Source organism: Neoluteolibacter marinus, from assembly GCF_014904755.1.
Taxonomy (GTDB): Bacteria; Verrucomicrobiota; Verrucomicrobiia; order Verrucomicrobiales; family Akkermansiaceae; genus Haloferula; species Haloferula marina.
In genome coordinates this window covers 1-492 of record NZ_JACZFQ010000161.1, presented here as the reverse complement: position 1 = coordinate 492, position 492 = coordinate 1, and the positions used below count along the sequence as shown (strand labels likewise).

At 63.8% G+C, this 492-nt stretch carries 1 pseudogene; it reads right to left on the bottom strand.

Going from position 1 to position 492, the window contains the following annotated elements:
- Positions 1 to 308, bottom strand: a pseudogene (locus tag IG178_RS24300) (heavy metal translocating P-type ATPase); the annotation flags it as partial.
- Positions 309 to 492 lie beyond the last annotated feature (184 nt).

Sequence of the window (492 nt, the reverse complement as noted above, 5' to 3'; positions counted from 1 at the left end):
ACGGTGCCGAGGATCACGGGGACCCAGGTGATCAGTGCGTTGTCCGGCAACTGGTAGCCCAGCAGGTGCGCGAAGCTGCCGCTGAGAAAGATCATGGGGATCGAGATGACCAGGGAGATCCAGAACAAGCGGCGGAACATGGCGACGTGGTCATGTCCACCATGTCCACCATGGCCTCCATGGTCACCGTTTCCCTCGTGGCCGCCGTCACCCGAGTGCTCGTCCTGGGAATCGTGGGGGTGATCGGGGGTGGGGGCCTCGCGCAAGGGCGAGGCTCCACCATGGTGGTGGGCGTGCGAATCCGTCATAGTTGCCTCCTCATTCTCGACAGTACCCCCCGGGGGTATGTTTGGCGAGGAGTTTCCGGGAAGTTGTAATGCTTCCTAAGCCCACCCCGGCCACCAGGGCGGACAGGTAGTGGATAGCGGTCAACCCGATCAGGGCCAGCTCCGAGTTGCGTCAATGCCGCTCAGCCGCTTCCGCGGCACGGCC